The 20,642-nt window shown below is 35.6% G+C and carries 24 protein-coding genes and 2 riboswitches; of the genes, 8 read left to right on the forward strand and 16 right to left on the reverse strand.

Features of this window, described 5'->3' with window-relative positions; translation table 11 throughout:
- Positions 1 to 3: 3 nt before the first annotated feature.
- The gene (locus CEP47_RS06690; RefSeq protein WP_261920355.1) at positions 4 to 864 is read right to left on the reverse strand and encodes a YicC/YloC family endoribonuclease; all 861 of its coding nucleotides are present in this window, start codon (positions 862 to 864) and stop codon (positions 4 to 6) included.
- A gap of 184 nt (positions 865 to 1,048) precedes the next feature.
- Between CEP47_RS06690 and trmL the strand changes: the two genes are divergently transcribed.
- From trmL to CEP47_RS06705, 3 genes are all read left to right on the forward strand, one after another.
- Positions 1,049 to 1,528 (forward strand): tRNA (uridine(34)/cytosine(34)/5-carboxymethylaminomethyluridine(34)-2'-O)-methyltransferase TrmL, encoded by a 480-nt coding sequence (trmL, locus tag CEP47_RS06695; protein ID WP_261920354.1) that lies wholly within the window; start codon positions 1,049 to 1,051, stop codon positions 1,526 to 1,528.
- Entirely contained in the window at positions 1,525 to 2,586 is a 1,062-nt protein-coding gene (waaF, locus tag CEP47_RS06700; RefSeq protein WP_261920353.1) for a lipopolysaccharide heptosyltransferase II, read from the forward strand. The genes trmL and waaF overlap by 4 nt, the downstream gene beginning before the upstream one ends.
- A 145-nt stretch (positions 2,587 to 2,731) precedes the next feature.
- A complete protein-coding gene (locus tag CEP47_RS06705) occupies positions 2,732 to 2,950 on the forward strand; it encodes a cell division protein ZapB (RefSeq protein WP_261920352.1) in 219 nt (72 codons plus the stop codon).
- 80 nt (positions 2,951 to 3,030) lie between these two features.
- On the opposite strand, the gene pheA is transcribed toward CEP47_RS06705, so the two are convergent.
- The 10 genes from pheA to CEP47_RS06755 form a co-directional block, all read right to left on the reverse strand.
- Entirely contained in the window at positions 3,031 to 4,200 is a 1,170-nt protein-coding gene (gene pheA / locus CEP47_RS06710; RefSeq protein WP_261920351.1) for a prephenate dehydratase, read from the reverse strand.
- A 142-nt stretch (positions 4,201 to 4,342) separates the two neighbouring features.
- On the reverse strand, positions 4,343 to 4,660 hold the full coding sequence (gene hpf / locus CEP47_RS06715) for a ribosome hibernation-promoting factor, HPF/YfiA family (protein WP_261920350.1): 318 nt from the start codon (positions 4,658 to 4,660) through the stop codon (positions 4,343 to 4,345).
- A gap of 197 nt (positions 4,661 to 4,857) precedes the next feature.
- Positions 4,858 to 6,258, reverse strand: coding sequence for an alanine/glycine:cation symporter family protein (locus CEP47_RS06720; protein ID WP_261920349.1), 1,401 nt, complete (start codon positions 6,256 to 6,258; stop codon positions 4,858 to 4,860).
- Between the two features lie 100 nt (positions 6,259 to 6,358).
- Positions 6,359 to 6,471, reverse strand: a riboswitch (glycine riboswitch).
- Positions 6,472 to 6,564: riboswitch (glycine riboswitch) on the reverse strand. It lies immediately after the preceding riboswitch.
- A 63-nt stretch (positions 6,565 to 6,627) separates the two neighbouring features.
- Positions 6,628 to 6,900, reverse strand: a complete 273-nt coding sequence (locus CEP47_RS06725; RefSeq protein WP_261920967.1) for a GNAT family N-acetyltransferase — start codon at positions 6,898 to 6,900, stop codon at positions 6,628 to 6,630.
- Between the two features lie 39 nt (positions 6,901 to 6,939).
- Positions 6,940 to 7,146: a DNA gyrase inhibitor YacG gene (yacG, locus tag CEP47_RS06730; protein WP_261920348.1), complete on the reverse strand. Its 207-nt coding sequence runs from the start codon at positions 7,144 to 7,146 to the stop codon at positions 6,940 to 6,942.
- The gene (coaE, locus tag CEP47_RS06735) at positions 7,139 to 7,777 is read right to left on the reverse strand and encodes a dephospho-CoA kinase (RefSeq protein WP_261920347.1); all 639 of its coding nucleotides are present in this window, start codon (positions 7,775 to 7,777) and stop codon (positions 7,139 to 7,141) included. The genes yacG and coaE overlap by 8 nt, the downstream gene beginning before the upstream one ends.
- A gap of 38 nt (positions 7,778 to 7,815) precedes the next feature.
- Positions 7,816 to 8,505 carry a prepilin peptidase gene (locus tag CEP47_RS06740; protein WP_261920346.1) on the reverse strand — a complete coding sequence of 230 codons (690 nt, stop codon included), beginning with the start codon at positions 8,503 to 8,505 and terminating at the stop codon, positions 7,816 to 7,818.
- A 41-nt stretch (positions 8,506 to 8,546) separates the two neighbouring features.
- Entirely contained in the window at positions 8,547 to 9,773 is a 1,227-nt protein-coding gene (locus CEP47_RS06745) for a type II secretion system F family protein (protein WP_261920345.1), read from the reverse strand.
- A gap of 14 nt (positions 9,774 to 9,787) precedes the next feature.
- Positions 9,788 to 11,206, reverse strand: a complete 1,419-nt coding sequence (locus CEP47_RS06750) for a GspE/PulE family protein (RefSeq protein WP_261920344.1) — start codon at positions 11,204 to 11,206, stop codon at positions 9,788 to 9,790.
- Between the two features lie 21 nt (positions 11,207 to 11,227).
- Positions 11,228 to 11,695: a pilin gene (locus CEP47_RS06755; protein WP_261920343.1), complete on the reverse strand. Its 468-nt coding sequence runs from the start codon at positions 11,693 to 11,695 to the stop codon at positions 11,228 to 11,230.
- Between the two features lie 126 nt (positions 11,696 to 11,821).
- Between CEP47_RS06755 and ampD the strand changes: the two genes are divergently transcribed.
- The gene (gene ampD, locus CEP47_RS06760; protein ID WP_373463079.1) at positions 11,822 to 12,421 is read left to right on the forward strand and encodes a 1,6-anhydro-N-acetylmuramyl-L-alanine amidase AmpD; all 600 of its coding nucleotides are present in this window, start codon (positions 11,822 to 11,824) and stop codon (positions 12,419 to 12,421) included.
- A gap of 162 nt (positions 12,422 to 12,583) precedes the next feature.
- Positions 12,584 to 13,651 carry a LysM-like peptidoglycan-binding domain-containing protein gene (locus CEP47_RS06765; RefSeq protein WP_261920342.1) on the forward strand — a complete coding sequence of 356 codons (1,068 nt, stop codon included), beginning with the start codon at positions 12,584 to 12,586 and terminating at the stop codon, positions 13,649 to 13,651.
- 61 nt (positions 13,652 to 13,712) lie between these two features.
- Here CEP47_RS06765 and cgtA read toward each other — a convergent pair whose 3' ends face one another.
- From cgtA to rplU, 4 genes are all read right to left on the reverse strand, one after another.
- The gene (gene cgtA / locus CEP47_RS06770; RefSeq protein WP_261920341.1) at positions 13,713 to 14,873 is read right to left on the reverse strand and encodes an Obg family GTPase CgtA; all 1,161 of its coding nucleotides are present in this window, start codon (positions 14,871 to 14,873) and stop codon (positions 13,713 to 13,715) included.
- Positions 14,874 to 14,916: 43 nt separating this feature from the next.
- Complete coding sequence (locus CEP47_RS06775; RefSeq protein WP_261920340.1) at positions 14,917 to 15,849, reverse strand: DMT family transporter; 933 nt, start codon at positions 15,847 to 15,849, stop codon at positions 14,917 to 14,919.
- A gap of 171 nt (positions 15,850 to 16,020) precedes the next feature.
- Positions 16,021 to 16,278, reverse strand: a complete 258-nt coding sequence (gene rpmA, locus CEP47_RS06780; protein WP_261920339.1) for a 50S ribosomal protein L27 — start codon at positions 16,276 to 16,278, stop codon at positions 16,021 to 16,023.
- A 20-nt stretch (positions 16,279 to 16,298) separates the two neighbouring features.
- A complete protein-coding gene (gene rplU / locus CEP47_RS06785) occupies positions 16,299 to 16,610 on the reverse strand; it encodes a 50S ribosomal protein L21 (protein ID WP_261920338.1) in 312 nt (103 codons plus the stop codon).
- A gap of 312 nt (positions 16,611 to 16,922) precedes the next feature.
- Between rplU and ispB the strand changes: the two genes are divergently transcribed.
- The 3 genes from ispB (at position 16,923) to CEP47_RS06800 (ending at position 19,305) form a co-directional block, all read left to right on the forward strand.
- The gene (ispB, locus tag CEP47_RS06790) at positions 16,923 to 17,894 is read left to right on the forward strand and encodes an octaprenyl diphosphate synthase (protein WP_261920337.1); all 972 of its coding nucleotides are present in this window, start codon (positions 16,923 to 16,925) and stop codon (positions 17,892 to 17,894) included.
- Positions 17,895 to 17,903: 9 nt separating this feature from the next.
- Positions 17,904 to 18,665 carry an epoxyqueuosine reductase QueH gene (locus CEP47_RS06795; RefSeq protein WP_261920336.1) on the forward strand — a complete coding sequence of 254 codons (762 nt, stop codon included), beginning with the start codon at positions 17,904 to 17,906 and terminating at the stop codon, positions 18,663 to 18,665.
- A 91-nt stretch (positions 18,666 to 18,756) separates the two neighbouring features.
- Positions 18,757 to 19,305 (forward strand): hypothetical protein, encoded by a 549-nt coding sequence (locus CEP47_RS06800; RefSeq protein WP_261920335.1) that lies wholly within the window; start codon positions 18,757 to 18,759, stop codon positions 19,303 to 19,305.
- Positions 19,306 to 19,533: 228 nt separating this feature from the next.
- On the opposite strand, the gene CEP47_RS06805 is transcribed toward CEP47_RS06800, so the two are convergent.
- Positions 19,534 to 20,577 carry an extracellular solute-binding protein gene (locus tag CEP47_RS06805; RefSeq protein ID WP_261920334.1) on the reverse strand — a complete coding sequence of 348 codons (1,044 nt, stop codon included), beginning with the start codon at positions 20,575 to 20,577 and terminating at the stop codon, positions 19,534 to 19,536.
- Positions 20,578 to 20,642 lie beyond the last annotated feature (65 nt).

Here is a 20,642-nt window from a genome sequence, read left to right on the forward strand (position 1 = left end):
TTTTTACTCCAAGTTTTGAATCTGTTCTCTCATTTGTTCAATCAATACTTTCAGTTCTATTGCTGAATTTGTTACTTCTGCATTAATTGATTTTGATGCTAAGGTATTTGCTTCCCGATTTAATTCTTGCATCATAAAATCTAAACGACGCCCAACTGCACCACCTTTATTTAAAATTGACTGCGTTTCTTTAACATGCAGTTGTAAACGATCTAATTCCTCTGCAACATCTGTTTTTTGTGCCAATAACACCATTTCTTGTTCTAATCGTTGCGGGTCTGGCTGTAATTGAATGTCATTAAAACGTTGTAAGAGACGTTCACGTTGCCAAACTAAAACTTCAGGCATTTTACACCGCACTTTTTCTATTTCATTATTAATAGCGATAAGGCGCTGGTGGATTAATTCAGCTAATTTATCCCCTTCTCGTCCTCGCATAGCGACAAACTCATCAACTAGCTGATCGAAAGAAAGTAATAAATCTTGTTCAATCTGATCAATATCCTGCTCCGTTGCTTCAACAACCCCCGGATAACGTAACAAATCAACTAGATTAATTTCTCCTTCGCCTAGTTCACTTTTTAATACTTTTAAAGAACCAGTAACTTGAGTAACCAATTCTCGATTCAAATTTAATTCTGCTCGACTTTGCTGCAATTCAATTTTTAAACCACACTCAATTTTACCGCGAGTTACACGTTGGCGTAATTTTTCTCTTAAATTATTTTCTAATCCACGAAATTGTTCTGGTAAACGGAAAAATGTTTCTAAATAGCGTTGATTTACCGAACGAATTTCCCATACGGCATTGCCCCAATCTTGTTTAAGACTATGACGAGCAAATGCAGTCATACTATAAATCATTACGATCCCCTCTTTAAACCTGTACAGTGTCATCAATATTTTACTGATTTTACTCAATAAATCCTATTTATTTCATATTCTCTCAAACAATTTTAAAAAATATTCTCATTATCTGATTAGAAAAGGTTGGCAATTTACAAACAATCACGCAAAATAGAACATTTTAGTACAATAAGGATCATTTATGCTTGATATAGTACTTTACGAACCAGAAATTCCACAAAATACAGGAAATATCATTCGATTATGTGCTAATAGTGGTTTTCGTCTTCATTTAATTCACCCATTAGGTTTTGGGTGGGAAGACAAAAAACTCCGTCGTAGTGGTTTAGATTATCACGAATTTGCGGATATTCAACATTATCCTGACTTTGCTACTTTTATTGCACAAACAAAACCACAGCGACTATTTGCACTGACCACCAAAGGTGGACCAACCCATAGTCAAGTACAATATCAAATAGGTGATTTCTTAATTTTTGGCCCAGAAACACGGGGATTACCAGCAACTATCCTAGATAGTTTGCCATTAGAACAAAAAATTCGTATTCCAATGTGTGAAAATAGTCGGAGTATGAATTTATCTAACTCTGTTGCTGTTGCTGTTTATGAAGCATGGCGACAACTTAATTATACAGGAGCAGTCAATCTGTATTCACGATGAAAACAAAAATATTAGTAGTAGGTCCAGCTTGGGTTGGGGATATGATGATGTCGCATAGCCTCTACCAAATGCTGAAGCAACAATATCCACAAGCTCAAATTGATGTTATTGCACCAAACTGGAGTAGAGCATTACTTAAGCGTATGCCTGAAGTACGACAGGCAATTGAAATGCCACTAGGACACGGACGTTTAGGCTTAATAGAACGTTATAAGATTGGCAAACAATTACGATCGGAACAATATGATCTAGCCATTATCCTACCTAACTCATTTAAATCTGCCTTAATTCCTCTTTTTGCTCAAATTAAACAACGCCGTGGTTGGAAAGGTGAAACACGTTATCTTTTACTGAATGACTTACGCCAAAATAAAGATGATTATCCAATGATGGTGCAACGTTATGTCGCATTAGCATTCCAAGCAAATCAAGTACCAAGCCCTTCTCATTTACCCTTACCAAAACCTTACTTACGAATTGAAACATCACAAGTTGCCCAAACTTACCAAAAATTCTCTCAACAGGGATCAACTCTAGAAGAACAAGAACGCCCAATTATTGCTTTTTGCCCGGGTGCCGAATTTGGGCCAGCTAAACGTTGGCCTCATTACCACTATGCTACTTTAGCCGAAAATCTCATCAATCAAGGATTTAAAATTCAACTGTTTGGTTCCATAAAAGATCAGGAAATAAGTGAAAATATTCGGACAATGTTACCAATGGGATTACAAACTTATTGCCAAAATCTTGCTGGATTAACAACACTAGAAGAAGCGATTGATCTTCTTTCTGGTTGTCAACTAGTTGTCAGCAATGATTCAGGTTTAATGCACATTGCAGCTGCATTACAACGACCTCTTGTCGCACTTTATGGTCCAACAAGCCCTAAATATACCCCACCACTGGCAGAGAAAGTTGAAATTCTCCGCACAATTGAAGGAGGCTTAATCAAAATTCGTGAGGATAAAAATAATCAACAAGGGTACCATCAAAGCCTAATCGATCTCTCACCTTCAATGGTTGAAAATGCAATACATCGTTTATTAACTGAGAGTTAAATAAATGATAAAAATTATTATAGTCAGAATGATAGCGTTAGCTAAGCTCACAAAATTTACTAATTTTCGTGAAATTATCCGCTAACTGAGGTAGAATGGGGCAATGATAATATCCTGTCAAAGCATATAAACAGAGGAAACGACTATGTCATTACAAATTTTAGATCAATTAGAAAGTAAAATTAAACAAGCGGTTGAAACAATTCAATTATTACAAATGGAAATTGAAGATTTAAAAGAACAAAACAATGCCCTTGTAACAGAAAAAAATGAATTAGCAGCTAAAGCAGAAAGACAACAAGCAGAATCTCAACAATTCCAAGAACGTTTACGTTCTCTTTTAGGTCAAATTGATGAGATCTAATCTATTTTATTCTTTTATTTGATTAAAACCGTTTGTTATTACAAACGGTTTTTTTACTTAAATAGCAACAGAAACTTAATTTAATAAAGCTGTTTACAATCAACTGGTTTTACAATATCACTTGGATAGCAACCTAAAATTTTCAAATAACTACAATAATGCGTTAATTCTTGTAATGCTTGCTGAGTGGTATCAGTATTTAAATTTGCTTCAATTTCAATATAAAACATCTCTTCCCAAGGTTTACCATAAATAGGGCGAGATTCAAGTTTAGTCATATTAATCTGGTGCTTTTTAAAAACTAATAACGCATCGACTAAAGCCCCCGCTTTCTGTGATGTTGAAATTAATAATAACGTTTTTGCATTAACTTGCGATGATACCTCTACATCATTTTTACTCAAAATAATAAAGCGAGTGATATTATGCATCTGATTAGCAATATTATCTTCTAAAACCTGTAAACCATATAAATTACCGCCCTCAGCATTTCCTAAAGCTGCAACATTAGGCTGATTAATTTTAGCAACTAACTGCATCGCATGCGAAGAACTCTCACAATACTTAACATGAATTGGATTTAAATTATGAATGAAATGGCTACATTGCTGAATAACTTGTGGGTGGCTATATAATGTATCAATCCTGCTAAGCTCTGTTACTTGACTCACCAAAACACAGTGTTTAATTGGATAACTCAATTCTCCTACTAAGGTTAAACTGGTATCTTGTAATAGATCATATACTTCATTAATTGACCCTGAAGTTGTATTTTCTAATGGTAAAATCCCATAATCTGCTTCTCCTGATTCAACCTTAGCCAACACTTGTTGAAATGACTCACAACTTAATTCAAATAATTCTTTTTGATAACGCTGAGCATATTGTCGTGCTGCAAGATTAGAATATGATCCTTTCATACCTAAAAACGCAATTCGAATATTATTTTGCAGCTGTTCGTTCAATTTAGTTTGTAAATAAGCCTGCTGAGTTAAAACAGAGTCTTCGATAATTTTATGAAAAACTTCAGTTATATATTGTGGATTCAAAGGATAATTTTGTGCTTGAGCATAACGAACCAGAGATTGCAGAAGTTGTTGTTCTCGTTCAATATCACGTAGCGGCTTTTTAGTGATCTCTTTACTCTTTACAACTTCATATGCTAATTGATGCCGTTGAGCAAGTAAATTTAACAATGTCCGATCGACTTCAGTAATTTTCTGACGAATTTGGCTTAGATCTAACGACATAAATATTTCCTGTTATAGTTACTGTCTTTAAGTATATTTAAGGATTGTAACTAGCAAAAAAATTTTCTCAAGCATAAACAAAAGATCACTAAAAAAAAGTCATAAAAAAGCCCGACCTTTAGTCGGGCATTATATAATTATCTTAGAAAGAATCTTTTAAACGTTCGGTCGCTCGCCGAGATTCACTTTTATGTTGCCGTTTATTTAATTGCCGTTCCAACTTCTCTTCAACTTCATTGATTGCTTTATACATATCTTCATTTGCAGAATGTGCAATTAAAGTACCATACGGGGTTCCAATTGTTGCTTCAACTTCAAAACCTTGTGGTAATTTATTCAAAATAAAATGAGGATTAATTAGCTGTGTATGCCATTTTTTCAATTTATTAAGACGATCCTCAATATGACTACGAATTGCTGGGGTAATATCCATTTGTTTACTAGTGATATTTAATGTCATCTTATTTACCTCACTGAGTTAAGCGTAACGTTATTCATCTGTCTAAAACATAATACCAACTTATTTACTTTTCAATAGGTTCAGAAAATAAATTTTAAAATAGTGAGCTTGATCGAAAAATAGTGAAAATCCGCTTTTCTTTTCCGAAATATGGCAATAGGATAGGTAAGATTTTATCAACTATTTTTCTTGCTAAATCAACCTACAATTTCAGACTTCTTACCCGTTCCGACTTCACTTTCTTGCTGATCACGATCATTTCCCTCTTGTTTCAAACGCTCAAAATAATCTTTCGTTTCACTAATAATCACTTTACGTAGTCCAATTAAGGCAATTAAATTTGGTATCGCCATCAAACCATTTACAATATCCGCTAAAGTCCAGATGACTTCCAACTGAATGAAGGCACCAACTGCAATCATCAAAATAAATAAAGTTCGATATAACTTAATCGCTTTAATACCAGCCAAATACACAAAACAACGTTCACCGTAATAACACCAACCAAGAATGGTTGTAAAAGCAAAAAAGAGTAAACCGATAGTAACAATAGTAGCCCCTATTCCTGTACCAAGACCTTGTGAAAAAGCTAAATTTGTTACTGCAGCTCCCGTAACATCATATTGCCAGCCCCCTGTAATCACTAGTACCAATCCTGTCATCGTACAAACGATCAAAGTGTCTAAAAAAGTCCCTGTCATTGAAATTAAACCTTGGCGTACTGGTTCTTTAGTTTGAGCAGCTGCAGCTGCGATTGGTGCTGACCCTAAACCAGATTCATTTGAAAAAATTCCTCTCGCCACCCCAGATTGGATCGCTTTCATCACACTAAAACCTAACGTTCCCCCTAAAGCAGCTTGTGGATCAAAAGCACTATGAATAATTAAACTTATTGCCGCTGGAATAGCCTGCCAGTTTAAGATCAAAATAATCAATGCTGTAACAACATATAAGACCGCCATAAATGGCACAATTAATGATGAAGCTACGGCAATACGGTTAATCCCACCGAGGATAATTAAAGCGACTAAAACGGTCATTACCATAGCAGTTACTTCTACTGATACGTGAAACGTATCTTGCATAGCATGGGTAATCGCATTAATTTGTGGGAAGGTACCAATGCCAAAAAATGCAACTAAGATCCCAAAAATAGCAAAAAGATTAGCCAGCCATTTAATCCCTAGCCCACGTTCAATGTAATACATTGGACCACCAGCCATAAAGCCGTTTTTATCTCTAACCCGATATTTTACTGCTAACAAACATTCCGCATATTTTGTTGCCATTCCAAAAAAAGCAACAATCCACATCCAAAAAATAGCACCGGGACCACCAGTCTGTACCGCTGTGGCAACCCCAACAATATTTCCTGTACCAATAGTCGCTGATAATGCGGTACAAAGTGCAGCAAACGCAGAAACATCGCCTTGCCCTGTACTACGTTGAAAAAGATATTTTAAAGCTCTTGGTAATTGTAAAACTTGTAAAAAGCCCAAACGAAGAGATAAATAAATGCCCGTCCCAGTTAATAAAATAAGTAGTGGTGGTCCCCAGACAAAATCATCAATTAAGCTTAAAATTTGCTGAATAGTCATGAAATTTCCTCGTAAAAAACAACATATACAAGGAGATGAAAAGCACAAAAGAAAAGATATCCGCCTTAAATAGCGTAACTTAGGATAAATAGAATATGTCTTTCCAGCCCCTGTCCTTTTGCCTGAGCGTTTGAAAAGTATCTGATACTTTTTTGCGCCTTCGGCGTCCTAATCCAAATATCTCACGTATTTGCTAGGCTCTCTCCAAGGGTTCGTCCAGTAACAGTCCCTGCTGGAATAACCAGCACCTGAAAGATTTTTCCTCGTCGGTGTAGGGTCTCTTCCCTACTCTCCAGCTACCTTCGTCCGAACTTGCTAAATTAATCTAAAAATTTAGGCGGAAAATGCTAACAAGGAATGATCCTGAAATCAAGTCGATTTTCTTGCCTGTTTAGCTGCAATATAACTACATCCAGCTACTAGTTTTTTGGGATGCTGTGCTAACCAAGCTAACAATGCTTGGTAAAGTTGATCTGCTATACCTTGTCCTCTTAATTCAACCGCAACAAAGGTATGGTTTGCATTAATTGTATCAGGATCTTGATAAAAATAACTTAATTCAGCTAAACGTTTTCCAGAACGTTCAATAAAAAACATTCCTTGCTTACCATCATCAAACTGTTGAATTTCTGAATTAATCATCTGCATAATTCACCACTTTGCTATAATCAAATAAAAAAATTAATCTTGATAAAATACATTATCATCTTCAAATACACTTTCAGTGATAACAGTTTCCCCTGCAATGACTTTTTCTTCATTTGCCCATTCACCTAAATCAATTAATTGGCAACGTTTACAACAAAAAGGGCGAAACAGGTTTTCACTTGACCATACCACTTCAGCTTGGCAAGTTGGGCATAAAACCTTCAAAACTTCATCACTCATTTTCTTCTCTCTTCATTATTTTTTGTTGGCTTAATTCTAAATAAAACTGATGTAATTTGATAACTTGTTGGCGTAACTTAACTAAGTTGTCATTCAAATCTCGATTATTCTCTATTATATCATCAGCTTGAGCTAATCGTTCTGAACGGCTAACCTGACTTGCCATAATCTGTTTAATCAAGGTAACAGAATTTTGATCCCGTTTAGTTGCACGCTGGATCTGAATCTCTTCATTCACATCTACTACTAAAATCCGATCACAAAAAGGGGTTAATTTATTCTCAAATAACAGTGGTACCACCCATAAAACATATCCTTGTGTATATTGAGCTAAACTTTCCAACATAGCTTGGCGAATTGCAGGGTGTAATAGCTGGTTTAACCATACTTTTTCAGCAGGATCAGTAAAAATCTTTTGCCGTAATAAAATACGATTTAATTCCCCTTCACTGGTTAAAATATCATCGCCAAAATGCCCCTTAATTTTCTCTAATAATAGCGAGCCTTTTGCTACCACCTTACGAGCAACAATATCCGCATCTACAATTGGAACCCCCATCTCAGCAAAAAGATCGGCAATCGTACTTTTACCACTACCAATTCCTCCTGTTAATCCAACCACATAACTCATTTCTAATCTCTTTATTCACACTTTTTAAATAAATATTGTTAAATGTTAGGCACTATAACAAGATATGATTGGAGATTAAAGATAAGCCCCGCAGAAAGGTTTAAAAATGGTGCAAAGGGTAACCCTTTTTGCCTTAGCGTAATTTTATCTTTAGAAAAGATAAACATCACTAAAGCTGTAAGACAAGCAAAAAAGAGATAATAGCCAAGTACTTGCCAAGTTAATACTGTCGCCGTTGCACTAGCTAATACAACATCACCAAAGCCAAATCCCTCTCGTTTCAATATCAAGCGACAAATAAAATAAAAAATCCCCATTAATAATAAAGTGAGGGTGATACTTAATAAACTCTGAGATAAAGAAAAGGATAGCGGCAATAATTCAAATTGTACCAAATATAGCCCCGCTATCAGCACTAAAAAACAGTGAAAGAGTGAAATCAAACGATAATAAAGGTCAATAAAAGCAATCAACCATAATAAAAGATAGAAAGAAAACAGTATAAACTGTTCAATCGGTGTCATAGTTTGGCAATAAGCAACAATAAAAATCAATAAACTAACTATACTAAATAGACTGAAATGAGCAATCCCTAGTTTAGGCATATATAATGCCTCACGCTTACTCAATTCTGGTATCAAAGATGATGTTAAATACCCTAAATACCCTATACTGATACCAAAACTTACCAGTGAAAAGACAATAAATAAAAATGAAATTAACTCCATTTAATCGCCTCTTTTTGCTTTCATCTTCTTAGATACATAAATTAGCCTAACGTACTACCTAAATTAAAAATAGGAAGATACATTCCTGCCATCACCATACCGATTAAACCACCAATGACTAGCATTAATAATGGCTCTAATAATTGTGAAAGGAGATCAATTTGATAGGCTAATTTCTGCTGATATTGGCGGGAAATATGCTGTAACATCTCAACTAAATTTCCACTCTTTTCTCCAAGAGCTAGCATCTGCTTTGCTTGCTGTGGAAAAAGGTTATAACTCAAACTTTGAGAAAAAGAATACCCTTGTTCTAATCCCTGTAAGCAACGTTCAATTTCAGCATCTAAAGGATTAATTGATGCTTGTTGTTGTCTTTGAATAACTGTTTTTTTAGGAGAGAAATGATGAGGTAAAAAAGTACGTAACGCCTGTGGTAAGGTGATACCTGCTTTTAACATCAAAGCTAATCCAGCCGTAAAATTAACCAGTTTTGTTTGAGTGTAGAGAGTTCGGATTAATGGTATTAACAGTACAATTCGTAATAATATCTGTTGTAACCAAATGGATTTTTGATACAGTATCCTCATCAACCACACTGTTGCACTTATGCCACATAACAAACTAATAAAATGTTGATGTAACATATTAGATAATAACAATAGAAATGCTGTTAATGCAGGTAAATTAGCCTGTTGATTTTGATATAAATCCGCAAACTGCGGTACAATAAACCATAACAACGCTAAGGTTAAAAGCAAAGAAATAGATAACACCACCAAAGGATAAAAAAGAATTTTTTGTATTTTCTGTTGTAAACTAGCTTGCTGAGCTTTTGCTAAAGCTAATTGCTGGATAATTTGTGCTAACTGTCCACTAACCTCACCGCTACGTAACAATTGCCGTTCCTGCAGTGAAAATATACGATGTTTCGTTTGCAAAGTAGCAGAAAAAGCTAACCCTAATTCCAATCCCTCTAACCATTCCCCTAACCACTGGTATAAACATAGCTGTTGACAATTTTCTCGCAACAAATACAGCGTTTGAGCTAAAGGCACGCCAGCTTGTAACAATAAAGCAAATTGCTGTAAGAAATCATAACTTTCTTGCAAGTCAGGATTACGCTTAAATTGCCAATTACGCTGCAAACGTATATCAGATAACGCCTGTTGTAATAAACGCTCTTTTGCCTGCTGTGCTGATTCTGCAATAATTTTTCCTTGCTGTTTTAATTGAAACTGATCTATCGCTCGCCAACGATATTCAGGCATAAAATCTCCTTATCCTAGTAATGAATTTGTTGAGTGCCTAATACTCGATCGACTTCTGCCTGATCAGTAATGCCTTTTTCCAATAAAGGAAGTGCAGCTTGTTCAAGGCTGTCATAATCACTGATAAACGACTCTTGTTGATTAACAGTTTGGCGAACTAAAAATTGATATACCCCTATTCGCCCAGTATAACCATTAGTACACTGACAAGCTGTTTGCGATAAATGACAACAATTTTGACATTTTTTTCGCAGTAAGCGTTGAGCAATTACTAGCAACAACGTATTTTCTAACTCACTTTGTTGAATACCTAATTGCTGTAAACGTGTGATCGCCGATCTGGCGGTATTAGTATGCAAGGTCGATAAAACTAAATGCCCTGTTTGTGCTGCTCTTAATGCCATTTCAGCGGTTTCTTGATCTCGAATTTCTCCAACCATAATGACATCAGGATCTTGCCGTAAAAAGGTACGCAATAACTTTGCAAAGGTTAATCCAATAGGATTATTTACCTGTGTTTGAATTACGCCTACTAATGGAATTTCAATCGGATCTTCCGCCGTCATTAAATGTTTATCTTCAGCATTTAAAAAGCTTAACCCACTGTATAAAGTTAAACTTTTACCACTACCAGTTGGTCCTGTTACTAAAATTAAGCCTTGTGGTTGTAACAATGCAGTTTTAAACATCTCAACTTGTGCTGCCGTCATACCTAACTCAGTAAAATTCAATGTAGTAGGTTGATTATGCTGTAAACGTAATACCATTTTTTCACCAAATTGAGTCGGTAAGGTGGAAAGACGCAATTCTAAGGTTTCAGCAAAAGTGGTTTTAAAAGAAAAATGCCCATCTTGTGGTAAACGTGTTTCACTAATATCTAACTTCGCTAATAGCTTTAGACGAGATAGCAATCGCCCGCCCAAAGAAAAGTTAAACTGCTGTTGTAACTGCAAAATACCATCAATCCGAAAACGTACTAGATAACTTTCTGCACTTGGTTCAAGATGAATATCAGATGCTCTGTGTTGAATACTCTGTTCTAACAACTGATTAAATAACTTGATCATTGGTTCATCTGAATCCAATTCCACACTATCAGATAAATAATCACTTTGTGGTTCATATAAAGTATTTTCCTTAGCCACAGCATAAATTGCATCATTCTGTGGATTTAATGCTTGCAATAACTGTTTTAAACCAAATTGCCCAATTACTACGGGTTCAACGATTTTTCCAGTTAAAAAAGAAAAGGTTTCGCAGCCACGAATATTATTCAACGATTCAATAGCTAACCATAAAGTCGTTGAGTCTTCTTGCACTGGTACAGCTAAATAACGCAGTAATAATGGGTATTTTTGTTGGTTCTGTTGCCATAACTCAGTCGATATCGTAAAGACCCGTTGGCTATCTTGCTCAAACACGCTATACAACATATTCTCCCCACCAACCTTTATCTAATTAGCACAAAAACCTACTGGAAATATTCCTTTATCCCCCGTACAGTTTACAGCCCAATCAATGACCTCTCCATTTTCGCCACCATTTGGCGTCAGTGTATATCCAATATTCTCCAATGTTCCTTTACCTGTTACTGAAATAACACCTGCATTTACTCCGACCGTTTTCAAATATTTTACTTTCTCACTCTCAGTAACCGCCGCTTGAATACCATTTTGCCCTGCTGAGCAATTTGTCTTAGAACCTGAATTATAAATACATAACTCAACTTCAGCCTTATACGGCGAAGCAGCTTGAATCAATTCTGACATTGCAGCTTTCTTGGTATAGTTTTGATAGGAAGGAATAGCCACCGTGGCTAATACAGCAATGATTGCGATGACAATCATCAATTCAATTAAAGTAAAGCCTTGAGATAATCCAACTCGAGATAAAGCTGCTTGAGTTAAGGTTGATCTTTTCATTCTCACCTCCAAAAAGTTATACTCTGTGATCTAAAATCTGTGCCAATAAAATCGCAAACTTTTTTCTTCTTTCAAAGAATGAATTACACGACTGCGAGAAAGATCGCAAAAAAGAGAAAATCACCAATGCCATCGCAACACGCTCAACGAGATAACACCTCTAACATTGAAAAATATCAAGTACAACAAGGATTAATCTTCCCTTGTCGTTACCTCCCTTCTCCTCATTTTGATCTTCGTCCTGATCCTACTGACATTTCTCTCTTGGTTATCCATTACATCAGCTTGCCTGAAAATCATTTTGGCGAAAAATATATTGATGATCTCTTTCTCGGTAGGCTAGATCCTATGGCTCACCCAACGTTTCACGATTTAAAAGGACTCAAAGTTTCTGCCCACTGTCTTATTGATCGACAAGGAAAACTTACACAATATGTAAATCTTAACCACCGAGCATGGCACGCTGGTGTTTCATACTTTGCTGGGAGAGAAAAATGCAATGATTTTTCTATTGGAATAGAATTAGAAGGAAGTAACCATCACGCTTTCACCCCTGAACAATACCACACACTGATCTATCTAACTCAAGCAATTTGCCAAACCTATCCCAAAATAACCCCTGAACGGATCGTGGGACACTGCCATATTGCACCTAATCGAAAAATCGATCCGGGACAATATTTTGAATGGGACAAATATTTCAATGCACTGATAAAAACAAAATAAGCATTAAAAAAGAGGATTACGGTTTTATTTATAACAAACTCAACTATCCTTTTTTAATTCCTCTTTTAAGCCATTTAACTTATTGATATGCGGCGTTATAATAGAAATGCTTAAACAGCAAAAGAATGAGATTATCTAAACACTAAAAAAAATGAGGCGAGTATGAATAGGAATGAAGAACAACATTTAGAACCAGATCAAAATGACAATATGAAGAAAGACCCGCCTCAACAAAATGAATTAAACTTAGATTTCAGTGAAATGGAACCAATCACACCGAAAAAAACTGTTGAACCTAATGTAGGGTTAATCAATAGTTTACAGCTCTGGTACCAGCGACAAAGCCAAAAATGGCAACAAGCTATGCTAAGTAAAAAGTCAAAAAAAACTCAAGCAACAACCACAGAAACTACCGCTGAAACATTAGCGTCTGAACAAACAGAAACAGCCCCTATTAATACACTCGAAACACACCAAAAATCTAAATTTTTTGCTATATTACCAATCAAACATCGCCGTTTAGCCATCACTTTAAGTGGCTTAATAGTAATTTTATTAATTTTTTTCTGGTTGAAACCTGAACAATCTCCAGTAGATAGTTTACAACATGGTAATGTAGCCATTACCTATCAACCGTTAGACCAAAATAATAGTGCAGATAACACAGATATTCCATGGTTAGCACAATCTACCGAGAGTATTTCAGCATTCACGCCAACAGAAAACACCTCTATTGATCAAAATATCACTCCTCTTCCAAATACCACAATTGAACAAAATAGTGATGGCTATACTATTATTCGAGAAAATAGCAATCAGGCACAAAATGAGGTTGTAGAAAACATTAAAAATGAACAAGCAGAAGCAGCAAGAGCATTAGCCATTTTAAATGGCGGTACCATTCCAGAAAATCAGCAAATAGCTTCGGTAGAGCCTACGACCCTCGCACAAACTGTTTCAAATGGGCAGACTGATAATACAACAATAAATTATAAGACCTTAGTGATTTCTTCTGGTAAGTCTTTAATGCAAGTTTTTCGAGATAATCATTTAAATATATCTGATATTATTGCGATGAATAAAACTAAAGGTGCAAAAATGTTAAGCCGTTTTAAACCTGGTGATAAAGTCCAAGTCAATGTTAAACATGGTCGGGTAACTGAATTACGCCTATCTGATGGTAGTCGATTTATTCGTAATACAGATGGTAGTTATCAATATCAAAAGTAACAATTAAAAGCAAAATTGCCCAGTAAACTGGGCAATTTTTTTATGAAAGAAACAGGGATAATTAAGGCTTATAAATAAATTCAACCCCTTCTTCATCTTCTTCTGACCAATCATCATCCCAATCATCTTCTGCAACCGCATCAAGTTGTTGTTGATGATAATCATCCCATTTAAAGGTTACCTCATTATCAGTTTCTGCTTGTTGTTCTTCACGTGGATGTGCTTCAATGAAATCCATTAATTCTCGCTCCAACTCAATAATATTTTGCTGAGTGGCGGCCGAGATTAAGTAATACTTATCATCATAACCCAAGCGAGTGATGATATCGGTTACTCTTTCATTCATCTCTTCTTCGCTTAAAGTATCAATTTTATTGAAAACTAACCAACGAGGTTTCTCCGCTAATTTTTCACTATATTGCAATAATTCACTTTCAATAATAGCAATGTTATCAGCTGGATCACTGCCATCAATCGGATTAATATCCACAAGATGTAATAAAATACGGCAACGTTCCAAATGTTTTAGAAAACGTGTTCCTAACCCTGCACCTTCCGCCGCTCCTTCAATCAATCCCGGAATATCCGCCACCACAAAACTACGGTGAGCATCAACTCTCGCCACACCAAGGCTAGGCACTAGGGTGGTAAAAGGGTAATCTGCCACTTTCGGTTTTGCAGCAGACACTGCCCGAATAAAGGTGGACTTCCCTGCATTAGGTAACCCTAACATTCCAACATCTGCCAATAACAGCAGTTCTAACTGAAGATCCCGTTTTTCTCCCGGTGTACCACTGGTTTTTTGACGTGGTGCTTGGTTAACTGAAGACTTAAAACGTGTATTTCCAAGCCCATGATATCCCCCTTTTGCCACCAATATTTTCATATTATGTTGGGTAAGATCGCCTAAGATTTCTTTGGTATCATTATCAATCGCTCGAGTACCTACTGGTACTCTTAAAGTAATATCTTTCCCTCGATGTCCTGTACAATTTGAACTCCGCCCGTTTTCACCACGACCTGCCGCAAAACGTTTTTCAAAGCGATAATCAATTAAGGTATTAAGATTTTCATCAGCGATAAGATAAACATCACCACCATCACCACCATCACCACCATCTGGCCCACCTTTTGGAACATACTTTTCTCGGCGGAAACTAGCACAGCCATTACCACCATCACCCGCTTCAACTCGGATCAATGCTTCATCAATAAATTTCATCTCTTTTATCTCCTAATAATATAGTTTTATTTTAATCGGCAGTTTAAGGGGTAGAACGATAAAATTTATGGCCAATCGCAGAAGTTAACGCACCTGTTACCACAATAAATGCCCCAATATAAGCTAAAGTATTCATATCTGGCCCACTGAACCTTTGTGGATACAGTAGGGAAAGAATTTCTGAAAAAGTAATTGTAAATAGTGGTGTTAATGTAATAATCGCACTCACTTTGGAAATATCCCAACGGTTTAATGCTTCAGCATAAGCACCATAAGCGATCAGCGTATTTAAACAACAATAAGCTAAACAAAGTCCATAAAACCAGTTTAAGTGTTGAATTTGGCTAACATGACTACTAGGTGTAAAAATAACAGCACAGCCAATATAAAATACAAACAGGATCTGTTGTGAATTAAAACGGCGGAGCATAAATTTTTGAGCAAGGCCATATAACACCCAAAGAATTGCAGCAGACAAGCAGAGTAATACGCCTTTAGTATAGCTTGTCATACTTGTAAAAAGTTCAAGTAAACGGCTATTAAAAAATAGGAGTAAGCCTGTAATTAATAAGCCTATGCCTATTTTTTGATGTAATCCTAACTTTTCTTTAAAAATCACCACACCACTTAACATCATAATAAAAGGGGAAATTTGCCCAATTATTTGAGATACCGAGGGTTTGATATATTCGAGAGAAGTATTAAATAAAATAAAATTTGCCGATAATCCTAACGTACCAATAATTAACCAAATAAGAAAACGTGATTTAAGCATTAGACGGATAGGAGGTAACTTGCCAGAGATACGTAATAAAATCATTAAACCTATCGCCGCAACCATAAAACGAAACCAAACAATAGTTTGACTATCCATTACCTTTAAGACTTCTTGTAAAGCAAAAGGTAATGATCCCCAGCACAAAGCCGTGCTTAATGCTAAAAAGAAACCAGAAACGGGACGGTAAGTATGCTTCATCAGTTTTCCTATTGACTATTTGAAAATTACAAGAAGATTGATTCGTTCTCTTTCACTAAGAGAGGCATTATAACGGATTTTTTATTTTAATTATTTAAGACTTTTCTAGTAAAGAGAAGTAATAAAAAACCCCACAAAATATTGTGGGGCTCTAAAAAATCGAATTGAAGTTTATTCCGCAACAATACTTACATATTTACGGTTTTTGTCGCCTTTCACTTCAAATTTTACTTTACCGTTAGCAGTAGCAAATAAAGTATGATCACGTCCCATACCTACATTAGTACCAGCGTGGAATTTAGTACCACGTTGACGAACAATAATGCTACCTGCTAAAACTGATTCACCGCCGAAGCGTTTAACACCAAGGCGTTTACTTTCAGAATCACGACCGTTACGGGTTGAACCACCAGCTTTTTTCGTTGCCATCTGTCTGATCTCCTCTGAAATTACGCATTAATACCAGTGATTTTCACTTCTGTGAACCACTGACGATGACCTTGTTGTTTACGGCTGTGTTTACGACGACGGAACTTAACGATTTTAACTTTATCGCCACGTCCGTGAGATACAACTTCAGCCACTACTTTTGCACCAGCTAAAACGGGTGCACCGATTTTTACATCTTCACCATTAACGACCATTAACACTGAATCAAACTCAACTGCTTCACCAGTTGCAACTTCAAGTTTTTCTAAACGAACAACTTGACCTTCGCTTACTCTGTGTTGTTTGCCGCCACTTTGGAAAACCGCGTACATAGAAAACTCCGCTAATTTCGTGCTTGAAATAAAACTTTTTGTTTATCTGTTAGCACGTTAAATATTCATATAATAGGTTGCGGATTTTACGCAAAAAATCTTTATTTGGCAAGTGTAGAATTCAAACAAAATGAAAAAATCAACTTTATGATCAATTAACCCGATCATTTTTGATCCTCGCCGAATTAAGATCGAATTTATTTAATGATTAGCATAGGCAAGCTTTTTATCATCTATTATACTATCCATCAAATTTCGACTAATAACAATAAATTATTGCGAGAAAATAGGTTAAATAACGTGAAATATCCAATGGATTTAAAAACGATTCAAGCTTTAGCTGCTCCTGATATGCAGGCAGTCAATGAAATGATTTTAGCACAGCTAAATTCTAATGTGGTGTTAATCAACCAACTAGGGCATTATATTATTAGTGGTGGTGGTAAGCGGATTCGTCCTTTAATTGCTGTACTTGCTGCAAAAGCACTAGGCATTGCAGGTACAGAACATATCACTTGTGCTACCTTTATTGAGTTTATTCATACCGCAACCTTATTACATGATGATGTAGTAGATGAATCAACACTAAGACGAGGAAAAGAAACAGCAAATGCATTATTTGGTAATGCTGCGAGTGTTTTAGTAGGTGATTTTATCTATACCCGAGCTTTCCAATTAATGACAAAATTAAATTCCTTGGAAATCTTAGCCGTTATGTCAGATGCAGTAAATGTCATTTCTGAAGGTGAGGTCTTACAATTAATGAACTGTAACGATCCTAATACCACTGAAGCGAGTTATTTACAGGTAATTTATAGTAAAACAGCACGTTTATTTGAAGTTTCTACGCAATGTGCTGCAATTTTAGCTAAAGCGGATATCGCACTCCAAACTGGATTAAGAGATTATGGACGTTACTTAGGCACCGCATTTCAGTTAGTCGATGATGTCTTAGACTATAGTGCAAATGCTCAACAGCTAGGAAAAAATCGAGGTGATGATCTTGCTGAAGGAAAGCCGACCTTACCGCTATTACATGCAATGCACAACGGTAATCCAGAACAAGCTAAATTAATTCGCCAAGTGATTGAACAGGGTAATGGTCGAGAAGTCTTAGAGCAAGTCTTAGCCATTATGCAAGAACACGGTTCTTTAGACTATGCAATGCAAAAAGCACGAGAAGAAGCACAAAAAGCCGTTGATGCCATTAGTATTCTACCTGAAAGCGAATATAAACAAGCCCTAATCTCTTTAGCCTACTTATCCGTTGAGAGAACATATTAAGAGTAAATTATGCAACAATCTAAATTAGATCAACAAAATAGTCCTGCACCAGTGGAACCCCAAAATCACCATAGATCACTTCAAGCCAACGGCAAAAGACGAAAACAGAAAAAAGATCCCAATGCACCTTTTGTACGTCCTAAATTAACCTTACCCAACGGGCATAATAAATTACTCCTCCATTCTTGTTGTGCTCCCTGCTCAGGTGAGGTAATGGAAGCTATTTTAGCCTCTGGAATTGAGTTTACTATCTATTTCTATAACCCTAATATTCACCCATTAAAAGAATATATTTTACGCAAAGAAGAAAATATTGCATTTGCAAAGAAATTTAATATTCCATTTATTGATGCTGATTATGATCGTGCAGAATGGTTTGAACGTGCGAAAGGAATGGAAAATGAACCTGAACGTGGAATTCGTTGTACAATGTGTTTTGATATGCGTTTTGAAAAAGCTGCACAATATGCGTATGAAAACGGCTTTCCTGTTTTTACCAGTTGTTTAGGTATTTCACGTTGGAAAGATATGAATCAAATTAATGGATGTGGTCATCGTGCGGCTGAAAAATACGATAATCTGATTTATTGGGATTATAACTGGCGTAAAGGCGGTGGATCACAACGTATGATTGAAATCAGCAAACGTGAACGTTTCTATCAACAAGAATATTGCGGTTGTGTTTACTCTTTACGTGATACAAATCGGTGGCGAGAATCACAAGGCCGAGCAAAGATCGAGATTGGAAAATTATATTACACGCCAGATTGATAGTTTTTAGTCTTTCTATTTCAACCTAAAAAGCGTAGAATAATCAAGATAACTCTTTTTAAAATAGACTATTAAAGGAAAAGGATAAGAAATGAAACGTATTAGTCAAATTTTTACACTTTGTGTTTTAGGCTCAATGTTAGTTGCTTGTGGAGATAAACCCGAAGAAAACAAAACTGAAACAACAAAAGCACCAGAAGTAGCTCAAGTTGAAACAGTTAATCAGGAAAATTTAATCCAAACAGAAGCAACTCAATTAAAAGATATTACAGAAAAACAAATTCAAAGTGATAATTTTAAACAACTCTTTACTGCCATTTCAGAGGCAAAAACAGTTGAAGAACAACGCCAAGTATTTGCTAACTTTGTTGCTCTATTTAAAGCCAATAAACAACAAATCTTAACGTTAGAATTAAAAACTAAAGAAGTACAAGATATTAGAAATAAACTTGTTGATGGTTTAGATGATTTTATTCAATTAATGCAATTTGTTGCAGAGAATGCTGGTAAACAATTAACGGAAGAGCAACAAGCTCAAATTGGTCAGTTACAACAAAGCTCCCAAGAAAAAATTAACGCAGCGACAGCAGAATTAACGACTATCTTAGCACCAGCGACAACCCCTGCTGAAGCACAATAAAAATAATCTTTTCATTATTATAAAAACACCTACTATATAGTAGGTGTTTTTTTATCATCAATATTAAGCTAACATTAATAAGACTTACATAAAAGGAAGCTATTGTAAGAGGCAAATATTAACATCTCCTATTAACTTCAATTTTAAAATGACTCATTAATTTTATAGCGTATTTCCTAATCTTTATTTGTCAAAAAGGGGAAGCATTATCTCCCCCTTCTGATTTTATTATTGTGCTGCTTTCAATTTCTGATAGTAATTTTCATAATATTGAATCGCATCTCCGACATCATCTTGCCAGTAACTATTTTGTAATACTTCTGCTGGCGGATAGATTGCTGGATCTTCTGTGATTTCTTTTGGTAAAAGTGCTTTAGCCTTTAAATTTGAAGTTGGATAGCCAATTTCAGTTGCTAAACGTGCTGCCACTTTTTCACTTAAAAGATAGTTAATTAATTTATGTGCCGCATCAGGATTTTTCGCTGTTGCTGGAATTGCAAGCGTATCAACCCATAATACTGGGCCTTCTTTTGGATAGATCGCATCAAGTGGTACACCTTCTTTTTTTGCAATGCGGATTGATCCATTCCAAAGTTGTCCCACTTCCGTTTCACCTGAAATAAAAGAATTAGCCGGATTATCTGATGTGAAAGCTAAAACATTTGGGCGTAATTTTAATAATTCTTCATAAGCTTGCTTAATTTCAGCAGGATCGGTGGTATTAGGATTTTTACCTAATTTTAAGAGAGCAATATTAAATACTTCACGTGCATCATCAAGTAATTGTACTTTTCCTTTAAATTCAGGTTTCCATAAATCTGCCCATGAATTAAATTGTTTTGCATTGTAACTATCTGTATTAAAGGCAATCTCAGGTGCACCAAGCAGTTGGGGTAAAGAATATTTATTACCTTTATCATAAGGTTTATCCAACATATTTGGGTCAAGATCTTTCATTACTGGTAATTTACTGTGATCTAATGGCATTAACATCCCTTCTTTTGCCATTTTTGATACAAAGTAATTAGATGGTGCAATAACATCATAACCTGCACTATTACCTAACGTTTTTAATTTAGCATACATTGTTTCGTTAGACTCAAGACTGGAAACATTTACTTTAATGCCCGTTTCTTTCGTAAAATCATCTAATAAACCATCAGGCACATATTCTGTCCAAGTGTAAAGATAAACAGTATCTCCTTCTGCATGAGCTGTTTGTAACGTTGTCATCATCATTCCCGCAAGTAATAAAGCGGCAAATTTTTTCATAATTAGACTCCTTTAGTCCAAAATATTAAGTTATAAGCTAACGATTTAAACGCCCTTTTTGGGCG

Origin of the sequence: Mergibacter septicus (assembly GCF_003265225.1) — a bacterium.
Lineage (GTDB): Bacteria > Pseudomonadota > Gammaproteobacteria > Enterobacterales > Pasteurellaceae > Mergibacter > Mergibacter septicus.